Source organism: Methyloceanibacter sp. (assembly GCF_050999895.1).
In the GTDB taxonomy this organism is placed as follows: domain Bacteria; phylum Pseudomonadota; class Alphaproteobacteria; order Rhizobiales; family Methyloligellaceae; genus Methyloceanibacter.
Genome location: NZ_JBPCOU010000066.1, coordinates 35322 through 51126, shown reverse-complemented (window position 1 = coordinate 51126; position 15805 = coordinate 35322). Strand labels below are relative to the sequence as shown.

The window sequence follows — 15805 nt, the reverse complement described above, 5'->3', positions numbered from 1 at the left end:
CTCGACCGCTACGCCGACGCGCGTGCGGACTTTGTGCAGGAGGCCCTTGCGGAGTCGAAAGCGCGCGATGCGGTCGCTCACTTGCTGCGCGGAACGGCTGATTTCCTGACAGAGAAATGCAATCCGGTCGGGTGCCTGCTGGTGCAGGGCGTGGCGGGCGCTGGCGACCACGCCCAACGCATCCGCAACGAGACGACGGCGCGGCGCGCCGTTGGCAAGAAGAAAATTCGCGAACGCCTGAAGCGCGCGCGCGCCGAAGGCGACCTGCCCAAGACGGCCGACCCCGCCTCGTTTGCCCATTACCTCATCACCGTGATTGAGGGCATGGCCGTTCAGGCCGCGAGCGGCGCCACCAGGACCGAGCTCCGGCGCGTGGCGGAAACCGCCATGAAGGTCTGGCCGTAACCCCTCGCAAGACTTGACGAAAAGCCCCCAGCCGCCTTATTACCCTGGTCAGCAAGCCGGATGGCCGCTTCGCCAGTGTTGCGTATCAAGGCGGAGAGGAAAGTCCGGGCTCCCAGGAAACACGGTGCCGGATAACGTCCGGCGGGGGCGACCCCAGGGAAAGTGCCACAGAAAGCAGACCGCCGTCTGTCGCCGGAGACGGAGGCCACGGTAAGGGTGAAAGGGTGCGGTAAGAGCGCACCGCGTTCTTGGTAACAAGGACGGCACGGCAAACCCCACCGGGAGCAAGACCGAATAGGGGTGGCGGGGGCAGAAATGCCCGATCCTGTTTCCGGATCAGCCGCCCGGGTTGGTTGCACGAGGCGCCCGGCAACGGGCGTCCCAGATGAATGGCCATCACCTCGCGCAAGCGAGGCACAGAACCCGGCTTACAGGCTTGGTGACATGTTACGGCCGGCGCGTGGGTGTCCCCCGCGCGCCGGCCTCCAATTCCCCAATCCCTACTCGGCGGCTTCGACGCCTTGCGGCATCTTCTGCTGCTGCGCGATCTCGGACGCCTTGGCGCGCGTCATATGCGCGAGCGCGCGGCGCACGCCGGCCTCATACTCGGGATGCACCTTCTTGAAATGGGCAGGCTGCCGTTCGACGATCTCGTCTGGAATGCCCCACATCGCCTCGGCGCAGTTGAGGAAAAGGCGTGCGCGCTGACCCTCGTCGAAGAGATTGAACCGCGCCGTCACCTGCCGGTAGTCGTCATTGCCGTCGCGATGATTGTAGCGCTCGGCGTCGCCCGCGATCTTCAGCGGCGGTTCGGCGAAGCGCTCATCTTGCACAGCGCCGCCGAACTCGTAAAAGGCATCCGCCGCGCCGGTCTTCTGCTCGAAGAACCGCATCGGCCCGTCTTTATGATAGTGGTGCACGGGGCAGCGCGGGCGGTTCACCGGCAGCATCTCGTAATGCGTGCCAAGCCGGTAGCGATGCGCGTCGGCATAGGAGAAGATGCGCGCTTGCAGCATCTTGTCGGGCGAGAAGCCTATGCCCGGAATGATGTTCGACGGCGAGAACGCCGCCTACTCGATCTCGTTGAAATAATTCTCAGGATTGCGGTTCAGCTCGAGCACGCCGATGTCGATCGGCGGATAGTCCCCATGCGGCCAAAATGCGGTCGCAGCGGCAATCGTCTTCAGCTTGCTCTCCTGGGCGGGAGCGGCGCAGGTTGCACGTCGCCGCAGGCGAGCGACGAGGCTCGTGGCGTACCCGCCGCAGTGACCGTGGCGCGCACAACGATGATTCCGGATCGCACCATGTTCGTGGATGGGGCCCTCGCCAAAGGCGGCGATGGATCCGCCGGCAAACCGTACAACCATCGGCGCTGCGATTGATGCTGCAAGTCCCGGCGCCGTGATCTGCGTCGCGGAGGGCAGCTACCCGGAGCAGCTTTCTCCCGGTGTGAAATATTTCACGCTCGCGGGTGGTTTCCAGAGTGGAACGGACTTCAAGATGCGCGACTCCGCGACCTACGATCACCAAGGCGGTCGGGAAGGGCGGTTCGTTCATCCGGATTGAAGATCCGGGCCCCACGGGCGACCAGCTCACAACCATCGACGGCTTCGATATCAGCGGCTATTCGCAAGCCATCTACCGCGACTTCTACGAATCGCAGCGTTTCGACTTCACCAACAATTTCATCCATGACAATGTCTGCGCCGATCAGTCCCTCGCCGGCGCCGGCTTCGCGCTGAACAACGTCTCGGGCACGATCAAGGGCAATGTGTGTGCGAACAACGCCTGCGGCCGCGGCGGTGCCGGCTTCCTCAACGACACCACGAACAGAATAGCGTGTCGATCGAGAATAATCGGATCGAAGGCAATTCAGGCACGGAGCCCGACAGCGCGCATGGCGGCGCGCTCTATCTGTTCGGCAATACTCTCGACATCGTCGGCAACGCCTTCAGCAATAATAGCGTGACGCAATGGGGCGCTGGGCTCTATGTCGGCGCCTTCACGCCGGGCAACCAGCCGACCAAGGCAACGCTCGCCTGGAATGTGTATCGCGGCAACCGCGCATGAAATGGCGGCGGCGGTTTCTTCTGCGTCGATGGCGCAACCTGCGAAAGCGACCACGAGATTTACGATAGGAACTGCGGTGGCAATATACTGGTCGACGGCGGCTCGGCGGGCTCGGGGCCCACAATCGCCAGCTTCAACCATCTCACCAACGTTGGCGCGCTCGAACCGGGATACGAAGCTCCGGGTGCGGGCTTTTTCATCGATACCTATGAGGGCGTCGCCGCCGATGCATATGCAATCACCAACGCGATCTTCTGGGGCAATGCGCCTGACCGCGACGTCGTCACCGCGTGCAGCAGCGGCTGTGGGGCCATCAAGTTTGAAATCTCCTATTCGATGGTGCAAACACAATACGTAGACGGCAGCATCGCGATCGGCTTCGGAGAAGGGAACGTCGCGCCCGCCGACCCGCTCTTCGCCGCACCGGACCAGGGCGACTTCCAACTTGGGCCGGGTAGTCCGGCGATTGGCAAGGGGAACCCGAGCGGCAGCGATTGGCGCCTACGGCAACAGGGGCTGGGGCGTCCCACGCTCGCTAAGCTCGAAAAAGCTTGCGAAGACAGACGCCGAAAAATGGTATTGCCGTCCGAAAGCAGGCCGGATTATTCCTTCAGCGTGCCCGCCAGGAATCCGCGGATAAGCTCTGCGGTGGCCTCGGGCTGCTCTTCTTGCGGCATGTGCCCGCATTCGGAGATGATGCGCAGCGTGGAGTTGGGCATCGTGCGCCTAAGCTTCAGCCCGACGTCGAGCGGCACGATACGGTCGTGGTCGCACCATACGATCAGCGTAGGCAAGGTGATCGAGCTGTAGCGCTCCGAGAGCTCGCTCAAATCGTCGGGCACGATCTGCCGCGCGCTATGGATGATCGCGTGCTTGCCGGCCGCCGTGCGCAGCGGCTCGGAATAGGCGCGCACGTGCTCGTCGTCGATCTTGCTGTCGTCGAAATAGGCGATCTGGAGCGCGAGCTTCACTTGCGCGGTAGGAGGCACCATGCGCACGCCGAGATGGGCGAATACCGGCATGTCCAGCATTTTGAAGAAGACCGGGATCTCCTGCGGATAGGCGACGGTATCGAGCAGCACGAGTTTGGAGAATCGGCCCTTCATGCGCGGGTCGAGCGCGAGCATGAGGGCGATGCCGCCGCCATAGGAGTGCCCGACCAGAGTTAGGTCGCGGAGGTCCCGCACCTCGATGAGTTGCGCGAGCAGCGCCGCCTGATCGCGGGCGGCATAGCGCTCGTCGAGCGGCTTGTCGGATTGGCCGAACCCTTTGAGATCGACGGCGATGACGCGGTGGTCGCGGGCGAGGTCGGGCGCCACACCGCGCCACGTGAAGGTGCTCGCGCCGAAACCGTGAATGAGGAGGAGGGGCTTGCCTTCGCCCTTTTCTTCAAGAAACAGCCGCACCGGCTCGTCCGGAGGGCCGAGCCGCGCAAAGGGACCGTCGGAGACAACGTTCGCGCTGAGGCCGCAGGCGCAAAGCGTGACGACAGTCGCGATGAGAGCGGCCGCCGGTGTCAATCCGATGCCAGCCATGAGGTCCGCCGCGACCGCCTTAAGCTTGTTACGCCAATACGCGGGGTGCGGGCTCTCGAGGGCCGTACGGCCCATTTTTCGATCAATGCCGGAGCAAGCGCAGCAACCCCTTCGCCACGTTTGTATGCGCTTCGCGCCGCGGCGGCAATTCCTTGCGTTCGTGCCGTGTTTGCCCGCAGACCGACCCGGCGCGAGAGGCCATTTTCCACAGTCCTCCCGGGCCTTTCCGTTGACGCCCATGAAATCCCATGCTATCCCATTATTGCCCGTTCGGTGAGTAAGTGGGGGAGGATGGCAGCGCTCCTTAGAGGCCACGGGGGGATGTTGCGCCTCCTCTCCCACTCGATCCCGGGGCATGGGGTCTGCACCAAGTTCGTTGAAGTCGCCGCGTCAGTCAGTCGGGTGCTTGTGAGGGGGAGATGGACCAGTTTGTCTCGGCATTCACAAATAAGATCGACACCAAAGGCCGCATCTCGGTCCCTGCTTCTTTCCGCTCGGTGCTCGCCAAAGACGGGCTTGACGGCATCTACTGCTATCCTTCGCTCGACGCGCCCGCGCTCGACGCCGGCGGCCAGCGCCTCATCGATAAGATCAATCATTTGGTCGAAGACCTCGCCCCCTATTCCGATGAGCGCGATCAGCTCGCGACAGCGCTCTTCGGTACCAGCGAAATCCTCTCCATCGATCAGGACGGTCGTACGATTGTGCCTGAGCGCCTGCGCGAGCACGCGGGCATCACGAGCCACATCACTTTTGTCGGGCTCGGCGAAAAATTTCAGATGTGGGAGCCAAAGCGCTTCGAAATCAATCTTTCGGAGGCGCGCAACAAAGTGCGTGACCTTCGCAAACTTCTCGGCGCGGGGCGTCGCGCAAGCGGCGGGCCAGAGGGAGCACGGGAATGATGGCGGGTCGCGGCAAGGATTCACCTTCCGCCGGCGGACCGGCTCGCCACATTCCCGTGATGCTCTCCGAGGTCCTGGCGGCGCTCAACCCAACTAGCGGCGAGACCATCATCGACGGCACGTTCGGCGCGGGCGGCTACAGCAAAGCCATCCTCGACGCCGCCGACTGCAAGATCACCGCCATCGACCGCGATCCTGACGCCGTCGCAGCAGGCCGCGCGCTCGCGGATCAGTTTCCAGAACGCCTTACCCTGGTCGTCGGTCGCTATAGCGACATGGATGCGATCGCCGAGAGCCAGGGGCATGTCACGGTGGATGGCGTAGTGCTCGATCTCGGCGTCTCCTCCATGCAGGTCGACCAGGCCGAGCGCGGCTTTTCCTTTAGCCATGACGGTCCCCTCGACATGCGCATGGGCAAGGAAGGCCCGAGCGCGAGTGACATCGTCAACGAGCTTTCCGAATCGGAGTTAGCCGGGATTATTGCGGTGCTGGGCGAGGAAAGACGCGCCCGCGCCATCGCGCGCGCCATTGTTGCCGTGCGCTCGGAACGGCCCATCGCCAGGACAAGCGAGCTTGCCGACATCGTGGCGAGCGTCTTGGGCCGTCGATGGGACGAGAGCAAGCACCCCGCCACGCGGACCTTTCAGGCGCTCCGGCTCTACCTCAACGAGGAGCTCGATGAGCTGGCGGAAGGCTTGAGCGCGGCCGAGCGCGTGTTGCGCGCGGGCGGCCGGCTCGTGGTCGTGACCTTCCATTCCCTGGAGGATCGCATTGCCAAGCGCTTCTTTGCCAGCCGCAGCCTTCCCGGGCCGCGCGGCTCCCGCCATCTCCCCGAGCAGATGGGCGAGGCGCCGCCAAGCTTCCGGCTTCTTAACCGTCGTGCGCTACACCCATTGACAGAAGAGATTCGGCTGAACCCGCGCGCCCGCTCCGCCAGCCTTAGGGCAGGGGAGCGAACCGAGGCTCCGCCGCATCCCTTGGACCTGGCCGCCCTCGGGGTGCCTCGGGTGGGACGTTGATGAGGCATCCTAAAGTAACCTTGCGAGTACCGTCATGCTGCGTTTCGTCAATATTTGTCTCGTTCTAGCTCTCGTTGCGCTCGCCTATGTCAATTATCAGGTGAAATACGAGGCCCGCGGCCTGGACGAGGAGATCCTTTCCCTCAACAAGAAGATTGAGGACGAGCGCGACGCCATCGCGGTGCTGCGCGCGGAATGGAGCCTGCTCAATCGGCCTGAGCGCATCGAGCGGCTTGCGGAGAAGCATTTGAAGCTTGGGGGCACGCAACCCCAGCAGCTCCTGACACTCGACACGGTGTCGGATCGCGACTTCGAGCGGCCTCCGTTAGAGGCTGAAGAGAGCGCGAAGCCGATCACAGTGCGCGCCAAAACCGCCGCTCGCTAGGCCGATACGCGTGTCCGAAACCGAAAAATCGACAGTTGCCACGGCCCGCGCCGAACGCGCCTATCTGGCGCGCAGCCGCTACCGCTATCGCTTTGTGTGTCTCGGTTTTGCGGTCGCCTTCCTATTGGTCGGGTCGCGACTGGTCGTCCTTGGCTTTACGGGCGCGGAGCCGAATCAGGGCGGCGTCTACGACATTTCGACCACCGTCCATCGCCCCGACATCCTTGACCGCCGTGGCAGGCTGCTCGCCACCGACATCAAGGGCGCGACCGTCTACGCCGATCCGAAGCGCGTCATCGACGAGGACGAGCTGGTCGAGCAGGTCGCGACCGTGCTGCCCGACATCAAGACTGCGGAGCTTCGGCAGCGCCTGAAGAATGGCCGCCGCTTCGTCTCCATTCAGCGCGAGCTCACCCCGAAACAGCAGGCGGAGCTTTATGAGCTTGGACTGCCCGGCCTTGGCTTCGTCCAGGAATACCGGCGCGTCTATCCGGTCGGGGCCACGGCCTCTCACGTGGTCGGCTATGTCGACGTCGATAACAAAGGCCTCTCCGGGATCGAGCAGTTCGTCGACGACAATCCGCAGCTTGCCATGTCGCATGCGGGATCGGCCGTCGGGGAAGACACCGTCACCCTCTCGCTCGACCTCGGCGTGCAGCACGTGTTGCGCGAGGAGCTGAAAAGCGCGGTGGCGACATTTCACGCCAAGGCCGCGTCGGGCATGGTCATGGATGTGCATAGCGGCGAGGTTTTGGCGCTCGCATCTCTGCCCGACTACGATCCAAACCGGCGCGAGCAGGCCCTCGACAAGAACCGGATCAACCGGATCGGCTCCCGGGTCTACGAGATGGGCTCCGTATTCAAGATCTTCACCGTCGCCGGCGCACTCGATGGCGGCGTTGCCACCATGCGCTCGAGCTATGATGCCACCAACCCCATCAAGGTCGGCTCCTTCAGCATCAGCGATTTCCACGGCAAGAAGCGATCGCTGACGGTGCCGGAGATCTTCATCTACTCCTCCAATATCGGCTCGGCGAAGATCGCGCTCGACATGGGGACCGAACGCCATCGCGCCTTCCTGAAGAAGCTTGGACTCTTGGGCCGCATCCGCACCGAGCTCGGCTATGGACCCGCGCCCATCATCCCGGCGCATTGGCAGCGGCTGAACACAATGACCATCGCCTTTGGGCACGGTCTCTCGGTGACGCCGCTCCAGCTCGCCGCATCGGCTCTGCCTCTTGTCAATGGCGGCATCGGCGTGACGCCAACCTTCCTGCCGCGCTCGCGCGAGGAGGCGATGTCCGTAAGCCCGCGAGTGCTGAAGGCGTCGACCAGCGAATCGATGTTGAAGCTGATGCGGCTCAACGTTCTGAAAGGAACGGCAAAACGCGCCGAGGCGGTCGGGTATCGCGTCGGCGGCAAGACCGGGACCGCGGAGAAGGTGGTTGGCGGGCGCTACAACACCTCCGCGTTGCTCACGTCGTTTCTTGCCGCCTTTCCGACCGACGCGCCCGCATATCTTGTCCTCGTCATGCTCGATGAGCCGCAGCGCGTCGCCGCGAGCAGCAATCAGGCGACAGCCGGCGTGAATGCGGCCCCCACCGCGCGCAAGATCATCGAGCGCATCGCGCCGATTCTTGGGGTTGCGCCCAAGCTCGATGCGGACAGGCCCGCGTTTGACGGTAAGGTCACCGCCTCTTATTAGAGGACCGAACCGTCTTTCGATTGGTCAGCAAGCCATTGATTTAAGCACAAACTGCGGCTTTTAGGGGCGATGCCGCTTATGACCCTTGGCGACTTGATCGGGCCGGCGGCGGGACAGCCCGCCCCTTGGTCGCGCGTGCCCATCGCAGGCCTCGCGTCTGACAGCCGCGCCGTGAAGCCGGGCTATCTTTTTGCTGCTCTGCCCGGCACAGCCACCGACGGTGCGCGCTTCATCGCGGATGCCGTGCAGCGCGGGGCCGCGGCGATCCTGGTGGCGTTGGGTTCCGCACCTGCGAACATCCAGACTCCCATCGTCGAGGATGAAGATCCGCGCCGGCTTCTGGCCCTGATCGCTTCGCGCTTCTTCGCCCCACAGCCGAAAACGGTGATGGCGGTCACCGGCACCAACGGCAAGACGTCGGTTGCCGCCTTCCTTCGCCAGCTCTGGAGCGAGCGCGGCCTCGCTGCGGCGAGCCTCGGCACTGTCGGAATCGTCAGTCCGAATGGCACGCAGGCGCTCGCACACACGACGCCCGATCCGATCGAGCTGCACCGAATTCTGGCACAGCTCGCAAGCGAGGGCGTGACTCATGCCGCCATCGAGGCGTCGAGCCATGGCCTCCAGCAGCGCCGCCTCGATGGCGTACTACTCGCGGCTGGCGCCTTCACCAACATCTCGCGCGATCATCTGGATTATCATGCGAGCTTCGAGGATTACTTCGCGCAGAAGCTCCGCCTCTTTCGCGAGCTTCTGCCGCAAGGCGCAACAGCCGTCGTGGATGTCGACAGCGAGGCCGGGATGCAAGTTGCAACGGAGTCGGCCTCCCGCGGTCTGCATGTCGTCTCAGTCGGGCGCAACGGGACAACGCTAAAGCTCGTCTCGGCGGAGCGCGATGGCTTTGGGCAAAATCTGGTGATCGAGCATGCGGGCGCCGAGCATAAGGTGCGCTTGCCGCTCGTCGGTCATTTCCAGGCTGCCAATGCGCTCGTCGCGGCGGGCTTGGCGCTCGCCGGCGGAGAAAGCGCGAATGATGTCCTGCCCGCGCTGGCGCGCCTGCATGGCGCGAGGGGGCGTCTGGACCTCGCTGGCAGCGCGCGCAGCGGAGCGCCGATCTTCATCGACTATTCCCATACCCCCGATGCCCTCGCCAAGGCGCTCGAAGCGCTGCGCCCCTATGTGACGGGCCGGCTGATCATCGTCTTCGGCTGCGGGGGAGACCGCGATCGCGGCAAGCGTCCGCAGATGGGCGCTGTGGCGGCCGCGCAGGCCGACCGCGTCATCGTCACGGACGATAATCCCAGAAGCGAGGATGCCGGCGCAATTCGCAGCCAGATCCTCGCAGCGGCACCAGGAGCGGAGGAGATTGCCGACCGCGCTGCCGCCATCCGTCATGCTATTGCTGCCCTTGGAGAGGGCGACGTTTTGCTCGTGGCCGGGAAAGGTCACGAGATCGGGCAAACCATCGGGACAACGATCGTACCCTTCTCCGACCATGATGCGGTGTCGATTGCCTTGCAGGAGGTTGCGTAGAGTGGCCGAGTCGCTCTGGACCTTGGCTGAGATTATCAAGGCGACCCACGCCCAGTGCCTGGGTGACGCCCATGTTCGCGTTGACGGGTTCTCGATTGACACCCGCAGCCTCGCACGCGGCGAGGGCTTCATCGCCATCCAGGGGCCCAACCGCGACGGTCACAGCTTCGTTGAGGCGGCGCTGGCAGGCGGTGCCGCCTGCGCCATCGTCGATAGAACCTTTCCTGAGAGTGTCGACGAGGACCGGCTCGTGCGCGTTCAGGTTACGCTTGAAGCGCTCAACGACCTAGGTCGAGCGGGCCGCGCCCGCGCCAAGCGCGCCGCGGTGATTGCCGTCACCGGCAGCGTCGGCAAGACCGGGTCCAAGGAGGCCCTCAGGCTCGCGCTTGCCCCCAGCGGCAGCGTCCATGCATCGGTCAAGTCCTTCAACAATCAATGGGGCGTGCCGCTATCCCTTGCCAACATGCCGAAGGAGACGCGGTTCGGCGTGTTCGAAGCGGGCATGAACCATGCGGGAGAGATCGACGCCCTCACGCGGCTGATCCGTCCGCATATTGCGATCGTCACCACGGTCGCGCCCGTGCATCTCGGCTTCTTCCGCGACGTCGAGGAGATTGCCGACGCGAAGGCGGAAATCTTTCGCGGGCTGGAGCCGGGCGGCCTCGCGATCATCAACCGCGACAACCCCCATTATGAGCGGCTTGCGCGCCACGCCCGCGAGCAGCACGCACGCATCGTCAGCTTCGGGGAGGCTAAGGGCGCCGATGCGCGCGCGGTTGCGGTCGAGCTCGATCCCGATGGCTCTCGCATCAGCGCCGACATTTTGGGCGAGCCCGTCACCTACCGCCTCGGGGCGCCGGGACGTCACCTCGTGCAGAATTCCCTTGCCGTCCTCGCCGCCGCGAAGCTCGCGGGCGCGGATCTCGCGCCGGCCGCTGAAGCTCTCGCCGGGGTCCATGCCCAGGCCGGCCGCGGCGGCCGCATCGTTATCGAGGCGGAAGCAGGACAGATCGCCATCATCGATGAATCCTATAATGCGAACCCGGCCTCCATGCGCGCCGCCCTCGCCACCTTGGGGCTGACCCCGAGAACCGCCTTCAAGCGCCGCGTGGCCGTCCTCGGCGATATGCTGGAACTCGGCCAAAAAGCGCCGGATCTTCACCGAGAGCTTGCAGAGTGCATTGACGGGGCCGGGGTCGATGTTGTCTTTGCCTGCGGCGAGCTGATGGCGGCGCTTTACGAGGCGCTGCCGGCATCCCGCCAAGGCGCATATGCCAAAACCGCTGAGGAGCTTGCCCCCATCATGACCAAGGATGTGGGCCCGGGGGACGTGATCATGATCAAGGGATCGTTCGGCAGCCGCATGAGTCCGCTCGTCGAGGCCTTGCGCCGCCATTTCGGCGCGCCCGGCGCGCGAGCGTGAGATACGTCCGCAAGGGCGAAGAGGGATAGATCATGCTCTATTGGCTCAGTGGGCTTGCCGGCGAGCTCAGCGCCTTCAACGTTTTCCGCTATATCACCTTCCGCACAGGCGGAGCGCTGATCACGGCGCTTCTCTTCGTGTTTCTGTTCGGACCGCGCGTGATCAGGTCGCTTCGCCTCCGTCAAGGCAAGGGCCAGCCGATCCGCGTCGACGGCCCGGCACAGCACCTCCTTGAAAAGCAGGGCACCCCCACCATGGGCGGCCTCATGATTTTGTCCGGCGTCACGGCGTCGGTGCTGCTCTGGGGCAATCTCAGCAACGCCTATGTCTGGATCGTGCTGCTGCTGACGCTGGTCTACGGCGCCGTCGGCCTGTTCGACGATTATCTCAAGGTCACCCGCCATTCCGTCGCCGGCTTTCGCGGCCGCATCAAGATCGTGATCGAGGCGGCCGCCGCCCTGATCGCCACCGCGGCGATTGTTCATGTCGGCCAGGCTCCGCTCTCCACCGCGCTCGCCATCCCCTTCTTCAAGGATGTGCTCATCAACCTGGGCTGGCTCTTCATTCCGTTCGGCGCCTTCATCATCGTCGGTGCCGGCAACGCGGTGAACCTGACCGACGGCCTCGACGGCCTTGCCATCGTGCCGGTGATGATCGCCGCGGCGACCTTCGGCTTCGTCTCCTATCTCGTCGGCAACGTGCTCTTCGCCGATTATCTCCAGATCCATTTTGTGGTCGGCACCGGCGATCTTGCCGTCGTGTGCGGCGCGCTGGTCGGGGCGGGCCTCGGCTTTCTCTGGTTCAACGCGCCCCCGGCGCAGATCTTCATGGGCGATACCGGCTCACTTGCGCTTGGCGGCGCGCTTGGCACCATCGCCGTTGCGACGAAGCACGAATTGGTGCTCGCCATCGTCGGTGGCTTATTCGTGCTTGAAGCGGTATCGGTGATCGTACAGGTCGCGTCGTTCCGCCTGACGGGAAAGCGCGTATTCCGCATGGCGCCGCTGCACCATCACTACGAGCAGAAGGGATGGCCTGAATCGACCGTCGTGATCCGTTTTTGGATTATTGCCGTGGTGCTTGCACTGCTTGGTCTCGCCACCCTGAAATTGCGCTAAGATTCGAAGATCATGATTCCTGTTACGAGCTTTGCCGGGCGCGATGTCGCCGTTTTTGGATTGGGCGTCAGCGGCATTGCTGCGGCCCGGGCGCTGCAAGCCGGCGGCGCCAAGGTCCATGCCTGGGATGATGGCGCGAGCAGCCGGGAGGCCGCTTCCGCCCAAGGCATACTTCTGAGCGATCTCAGCACCGCCGATTGGTCGGCTTTTGCCACGCTGGTGCTCGCGCCGGGCGTACCCTTGACCCATCCCGCGGCGCATTGGAGCGTCGCCAAGGCGCAAGCCGCGAACGTCGAGATCATCGGCGATACCGAGCTCTTCTTCCGCGAACGCGCGGCGCAAGGGTCCGCCGCCAAGATCGTGGCCATCACGGGCACCAACGGCAAGTCCACGACGTCGGCGCTTACCGCGCACATCCTCGCCGCGGGCGGGAAGCGGGTGTCGCTCGGCGGCAATATAGGCAACGCCGTGCTCGATCTCGAGCCCTTCGCCGACGACCTCATTTATGTGATAGAGTTTTCCACCTTCCAGATCGATCTTACCCCCACGCTCGCGCCGGATGCGGCGGCGCTCCTCAACATCGCGCCGGATCATCTCGACCGTCACGGCAGCATCGAAAACTACGCCGCGATCAAGGCGCGCATCTTTGCGGGTTTGCCGCGCGGCGGCACTGCTGTGATCGGGGTCGACGACCCTCTTTCTCGCGCCATCGCCGACAGATTGAGCGGTTCAGCGGTGCGTCGCGTCGCGGTCGGTGAGCCCGTGAAGAGCGGCGTCTGGGTGAAGGACGGCATGCTGATTGAGGTGACGACGGGCATCGAACTTGCCGATGTGAATCTTGCCGGCATTGGCGCGCTGCGCGGCGAGCACAACTGGCAGAACGCGGCGATCGCATATGCGCTTGCGCGCTCGCAAGGTCTTGACGCGGCGGCCATAGAACGCGGGTTGCAGAGCTTCGCCGGACTAGCCCATCGCATGGAGCAGGTCGGGCGCGTTGGCAGCGTGCTCTTCGTCAACGACTCCAAGGCGACCAACGCCGATGCTGCGAGCAAGGCGCTCGCGAGCTTCACCGACATTTTCTGGATCGTTGGTGGCCGGCCGAAATCCGGCGGGCTTGCCGATCTTGAACCGCTCTTCTTCAAAGTGAAGCGCGCTTATCTCATTGGCGAAGCCGCCGATGCATTTGCCGATGAACTGAAGGGCAGGGTGGACAGCACCATTTGCGGAACGCTGGCGAAAGCCGTGAGCGAAGCCGCCGCCGACGCGAGCCGCTCCAAGGCGCGCGAGCCCGTCGTGTTGCTGTCGCCGGCCTGCGCCTCCTACGACCAGTTCGCCAATTTCGAGGCCCGCGGCAAAGCCTTCCGCGACATCGTCTTGGGCCTGGAGGGCGTCGAGGACATGAATAAAGAGCAGGGTAAAGCCGCATGAGGATCACCCGCGCCGATCGCAGCGTGCTTTCGGACTGGTGGTTCACCATCGACAGGCTCATGTTTTTCGGTCTGCTCCTGCTGATGGGAGCTGGGCTTGTACTGTCCTTCGCGGCGAGTCCGCCCATCGCCGCCAAATACGACCTCGAGCCGTTTTATTTCGTCCGCCGCCACGCGGCGATGTTGTTGCCCGCCATCGCCATCATGTTTGCGGCCTCGACGCTTTCCCCCAAGCAGATCCGCCGCGCGAGCCTAATCATCTTCTTTGTCGGCCTCGGTCTGATGGTGCTCGCAATTTTCGTCGGGCCCGAGATCAAAGGTGCGAAGCGCTGGCTTCAGTTCGGCGCCGTCTCCCTGCAGCCGTCTGAGTTCGTGAAGCCCGCCTTCGTTGTCCTGACCGCTTGGCTGTTCAATGAAAGCCAGAAGCGCGGCGACGTTCCTAGCATCGAACTCGCACTTCTGCTTTACGGCGTGTTCGCGCTGGTGCTGGTGCTTGAACCCGACTTCGGCCAGACGCTCCTCGTCACCTTGGTCTGGGTCGCCCTGTTCTATATGGCTGGCATCAATCTGCTTTGGATCGGCGCGATGGGCGTTGCCGGCATCGCCGGGATTCTCGGCGCGTATTTCACGATTCCTCACGTCGCCTCCCGCATCGACCGCTTTCTCGACCCGGCCTCGGGCGACACCTTTCAAGCCGACCGCGCGCTCGACTCGTTCCTCCATGGCGGCTGGTTTGGCAGGGGACCTGGCGAAGGCACGGTGAAGGACGTGCTCCCGGATTCGCACAGCGACTTCATCTTCGCGGTGGCGGCGGAAGAATATGGATTGATCGCCTGCATCATTCTCCTGACGCTGTTTGCCTTCATCGTGCTGCGCGGTCTCTCCAAGGCGTCGCGCGAGCCGGACGGGTTCATCCGCCACGCCACCGCCGGGCTCATCATGCTCTTCGGGCTTCAGGCTCTCATCAACATGGCCGTCAATGTCGGCCTGCTGCCGGCGAAGGGCATGACGCTTCCCTTCATCTCCTATGGCGGGTCCTCCTTGCTTGCGATGGCGCTGACGATGGGTTTCGCGCTCGGGCTTACACGGAAGCGCCCCACGGCCGGCCATTTGAAAGAACGGACCGGCGCCGAGACTGACGCTGAGCAGGGCGGCATAAGGGAGCAGGCAGCTTGACTGAGCGACCGATCCTGCTCGCCGCTGGCGGCACGGGTGGCCACTTGTTTCCCGCCGCCGCTCTTGCCCAAGAGCTTAGCCGTCGCGGTATTGCGGTCGAGCTCGCGACCGATGAGCGCGCGGAGAAATACGGCGTCGAGTTCCCGGCCCGCGCCATCCATCGCATCCCGTCGGCGACGCTCGCAGGCCGTTCCCCCCTCGCCATGGCGCGCACCTTCACGCGGCTCGGCATCGGCTATTTTGGTGCGCTCGCCCTGCTTCGCCGGGTGAAGCCCCGCGCCGTCATTGGCTTTGGTGGCTACCCCACTCTGCCGCCCATCATTGCCGCGCGGACGCTCGGCATTCCCACCGCCATTCACGAGCAGAATGCGGTCATGGGGCGGGCCAACCGTCTTCTGTCGCGTTTTGCCGATCGCATCGCGGTTTCGTTTTCCCCGACGAAACTTCTCGGCGAGAAGGCTGGCGCGAAAGCACGCCTCACCGGAACGCCCGTACGCGACGCCGTCCTTGCCGTCCGCGACGTGCCCTATCTGCCGCCCGAGCCTGCGGGCCGGCTTCTTCTGCTCGTGTTCGGTGGCAGCCAGGGCGCGCATTTCTTTTCCGAGTTGATACCCGCCGCATTGGCAAAACTGCCGCTACACATCCGCACGCGCCTCACGCTCGTGCAGCAGGCGCGCGAGGAAGACCTTCCCGCTCTGAGCGCGGCGTTCGCGACATCGGGCATCGCGGCGCATCTCGCGGCGTTCTTTCGCGACCTGCCGGAACGCGTCGCGGTCGCGCATCTCGTGATCGCCCGCTCTGGAGCCTCCACCGTCGCGGAGCTCATGGCCATCGGGCGCCCCGCGCTGCTCGTGCCGCTGCCCCACGCCCTTGACAACGATCAGCTCGAAAATGCAACACGGCTCGAGCAAGGTGGCGGCGGCTGGTGCATGCGCCAGGCGGATTTGACCCCGGAGCGCCTCGCTTCTGAGCTTGAGAAACTGTTTACATCGCCTGCGTTATTGGCTGAGGCGGCGGCGAAGGCCAAGGCGATGGGCGAGCGCGGCGCGGTGACGAAGCTCGCCGATCTCGCCGAAGAGCTCTGCAAGGACAAGGGCTAGTCACATGCAC

At 64.3% G+C, this 15805-nt stretch carries 14 protein-coding genes, 1 other RNA gene and 1 pseudogene; 14 read left to right on the top strand and 2 right to left on the bottom strand.

Annotated elements, in window-relative coordinates; genetic code table 11:
* Positions 1-405, top strand: a 405-nt coding sequence (locus ACR2J1_RS07635; RefSeq protein WP_434018735.1) for a TetR family transcriptional regulator C-terminal domain-containing protein, incomplete at its 5' end; no start/stop codon positions are given.
* Between the two features lie 48 nt (positions 406-453).
* An RNA gene (gene rnpB / locus ACR2J1_RS07630) (RNase P RNA component class A) lies at positions 454-852 on the top strand.
* A 53-nt stretch (positions 853-905) separates the two neighbouring features.
* On the opposite strand, the pseudogene ACR2J1_RS07625 reads toward rnpB, so the two are convergent.
* A pseudogene (locus ACR2J1_RS07625) lies at positions 906-1571 on the bottom strand (catalase); the annotation flags it as partial.
* Between the two features lie 172 nt (positions 1572-1743).
* On the opposite strand from ACR2J1_RS07625, the gene ACR2J1_RS07620 reads away from it, so the two are divergent.
* Together ACR2J1_RS07620 and ACR2J1_RS07615 are read left to right on the top strand one after the other, a co-directional pair.
* Positions 1744-1971 carry a hypothetical protein gene (locus ACR2J1_RS07620; protein ID WP_434018734.1) on the top strand — a complete coding sequence of 76 codons (228 nt, stop codon included), beginning with the start codon at positions 1744-1746 and terminating at the stop codon, positions 1969-1971.
* A gap of 273 nt (positions 1972-2244) precedes the next feature.
* Positions 2245-2475: a hypothetical protein gene (locus ACR2J1_RS07615; RefSeq protein ID WP_434018733.1), complete on the top strand. Its 231-nt coding sequence runs from the start codon at positions 2245-2247 to the stop codon at positions 2473-2475.
* Between the two features lie 602 nt (positions 2476-3077).
* On the opposite strand, the gene ACR2J1_RS07610 is transcribed toward ACR2J1_RS07615, so the two are convergent.
* Positions 3078-4085 (bottom strand): alpha/beta fold hydrolase, encoded by a 1008-nt coding sequence (locus tag ACR2J1_RS07610; protein WP_434018732.1) that lies wholly within the window; start codon positions 4083-4085, stop codon positions 3078-3080.
* 344 nt (positions 4086-4429) lie between these two features.
* Between ACR2J1_RS07610 and mraZ the strand changes: the two genes are divergently transcribed.
* The 10 genes from mraZ (at position 4430) to murG (ending at position 15795) form a co-directional block, all read left to right on the top strand.
* Positions 4430-4912: a division/cell wall cluster transcriptional repressor MraZ gene (mraZ, locus tag ACR2J1_RS07605; protein ID WP_434018731.1), complete on the top strand. Its 483-nt coding sequence runs from the start codon at positions 4430-4432 to the stop codon at positions 4910-4912.
* Positions 4909-5931 (top strand): 16S rRNA (cytosine(1402)-N(4))-methyltransferase RsmH, encoded by a 1023-nt coding sequence (gene rsmH, locus ACR2J1_RS07600; RefSeq protein WP_434018730.1) that lies wholly within the window; start codon positions 4909-4911, stop codon positions 5929-5931. Before mraZ ends, rsmH begins: the two co-directional genes overlap by 4 nt.
* A 34-nt stretch (positions 5932-5965) precedes the next feature.
* Positions 5966-6316 carry a cell division protein FtsL gene (gene ftsL, locus ACR2J1_RS07595; RefSeq protein WP_434018729.1) on the top strand — a complete coding sequence of 117 codons (351 nt, stop codon included), beginning with the start codon at positions 5966-5968 and terminating at the stop codon, positions 6314-6316.
* 10 nt (positions 6317-6326) lie between these two features.
* Positions 6327-8021, top strand: a complete 1695-nt coding sequence (locus ACR2J1_RS07590; protein WP_434018728.1) for a peptidoglycan D,D-transpeptidase FtsI family protein — start codon at positions 6327-6329, stop codon at positions 8019-8021.
* A gap of 78 nt (positions 8022-8099) precedes the next feature.
* Positions 8100-9551: a UDP-N-acetylmuramoyl-L-alanyl-D-glutamate--2,6-diaminopimelate ligase gene (locus ACR2J1_RS07585; RefSeq protein ID WP_434018738.1), complete on the top strand. Its 1452-nt coding sequence runs from the start codon at positions 8100-8102 to the stop codon at positions 9549-9551.
* Between the two features lies 1 nt (position 9552).
* Positions 9553-10974, top strand: coding sequence for a UDP-N-acetylmuramoylalanyl-D-glutamyl-2,6-diaminopimelate--D-alanyl-D-alanine ligase (locus tag ACR2J1_RS07580; RefSeq protein ID WP_434018727.1), 1422 nt, complete (start codon positions 9553-9555; stop codon positions 10972-10974).
* 32 nt (positions 10975-11006) lie between these two features.
* Complete coding sequence (mraY, locus tag ACR2J1_RS07575) at positions 11007-12092, top strand: phospho-N-acetylmuramoyl-pentapeptide-transferase (protein ID WP_434018726.1); 1086 nt, start codon at positions 11007-11009, stop codon at positions 12090-12092.
* A 12-nt stretch (positions 12093-12104) separates the two neighbouring features.
* Positions 12105-13520, top strand: coding sequence for a UDP-N-acetylmuramoyl-L-alanine--D-glutamate ligase (murD, locus tag ACR2J1_RS07570; RefSeq protein ID WP_434018725.1), 1416 nt, complete (start codon positions 12105-12107; stop codon positions 13518-13520).
* Positions 13517-14695, top strand: a complete 1179-nt coding sequence (gene ftsW, locus ACR2J1_RS07565) for a putative lipid II flippase FtsW (RefSeq protein WP_434018724.1) — start codon at positions 13517-13519, stop codon at positions 14693-14695. The genes murD and ftsW overlap by 4 nt, the downstream gene beginning before the upstream one ends.
* A complete protein-coding gene (gene murG / locus ACR2J1_RS07560; protein WP_434018723.1) occupies positions 14692-15795 on the top strand; it encodes an undecaprenyldiphospho-muramoylpentapeptide beta-N-acetylglucosaminyltransferase in 1104 nt (367 codons plus the stop codon). The genes ftsW and murG overlap by 4 nt, the downstream gene beginning before the upstream one ends.
* Positions 15796-15805: the final 10 nt, after the last annotated feature.

Bases quoted from the DNA above. Each gene is read 5' to 3' on its own strand.
- ACR2J1_RS07620 (WP_434018734.1), top strand. From the start codon at position 1,744: ATGGATCCGCCGGCAAACCGTACAACCATCGGCGCTGCGATTGATGCT.
- ACR2J1_RS07610 (WP_434018732.1), bottom strand. From the start codon at position 4,085: ATGGGCCGTACGGCCCTCGAGAGCCCGCACCCCGCGTATTGGCGTAAC.
- mraZ (WP_434018731.1), top strand. From the start codon at position 4,430: ATGGACCAGTTTGTCTCGGCATTCACAAATAAGATCGACACCAAAGGC.
- rsmH (WP_434018730.1), top strand. From the start codon at position 4,909: ATGATGGCGGGTCGCGGCAAGGATTCACCTTCCGCCGGCGGACCGGCT.
- ftsL (WP_434018729.1), top strand. From the start codon at position 5,966: ATGCTGCGTTTCGTCAATATTTGTCTCGTTCTAGCTCTCGTTGCGCTC.
- ACR2J1_RS07585 (WP_434018738.1), top strand. From the start codon at position 8,100: ATGACCCTTGGCGACTTGATCGGGCCGGCGGCGGGACAGCCCGCCCCT.
- mraY (WP_434018726.1), top strand. From the start codon at position 11,007: ATGCTCTATTGGCTCAGTGGGCTTGCCGGCGAGCTCAGCGCCTTCAAC.
- murD (WP_434018725.1), top strand. From the start codon at position 12,105: ATGATTCCTGTTACGAGCTTTGCCGGGCGCGATGTCGCCGTTTTTGGA.
- ftsW (WP_434018724.1), top strand. From the start codon at position 13,517: ATGAGGATCACCCGCGCCGATCGCAGCGTGCTTTCGGACTGGTGGTTC.